1 protein-coding gene is annotated in these 710 nt (G+C 39.7%); it reads left to right on the top strand.

Annotated elements, in window-relative coordinates; genetic code table 11:
* Positions 1–315: 315 nt before the first annotated feature.
* The coding region (locus tag ABD296_RS49640; RefSeq protein ID WP_455363888.1) for a hypothetical protein at positions 316–710 on the top strand (395 nt) is incomplete at its 3' end.

Genomic DNA, 710 nt, shown 5'->3' with positions numbered 1-710 from the left:
CTTCAGGTTAATGATCTATTTTAAGGTGGCTGAAAAAGAATTTGAGGGAATAGGCACATTAAATGTCTTAGATAAATAGACTTTTTAGAAAACTGGAACAGCAACTGTTTTGTATCAAATTATCAGATGATAGAATATTAACCCTGATTATTCAGCTACAATTACTTGATAAGAAATAGTTTATGAAAAAGAAATATTGTTATGCCTGCCACCAAAAACACCTCAACATTTTCAAGCTGAGCTGTTGATACTTGCTTACTATATAAAAACTCAGCACCCAAACTCATCAATTAACACATATAATTAAAGGCTCTCATGCTTCAAAACACCATGCACCGCCAAGTATTAATTTTGGCGAGTTCCCAATCACTTTTCCAAACCGTTTCTGTCATGGTCATGACCATCGGTGGCTTGGCTGGGGCAAATATTGCAAATACCCCAACACTTGCAACGCTGCCTATCGCCTCTATGTTTTTGGGTACGGCTTTAATGATGTTCCCTGCATCAATGCTCATGGCACGTGTAGGACGACGTAACGGTTTTCTATTTGGCGCTTTTTTAGGTGTGCTCGGTGGCATTATTGCATCAATCGGCATTTTTTATAGTTCACTCATGCTTCTGGCTTTGGGTACGCTATGTGTCGGGGCCTATCAATCCTTTGCTCAGTTTTACCGTTTTGCTGCCAGTGAAGTGGCAAATGATGCGTTCCG

Origin of the sequence: Actinomadura napierensis, assembly GCF_039529375.1 — a bacterium.
Classification (GTDB): Bacteria; Actinomycetota; Actinomycetes; order Streptosporangiales; family Streptosporangiaceae; genus Spirillospora; species Spirillospora napierensis.
This window is presented reverse-complemented; position numbering and strand designations above follow the sequence as displayed.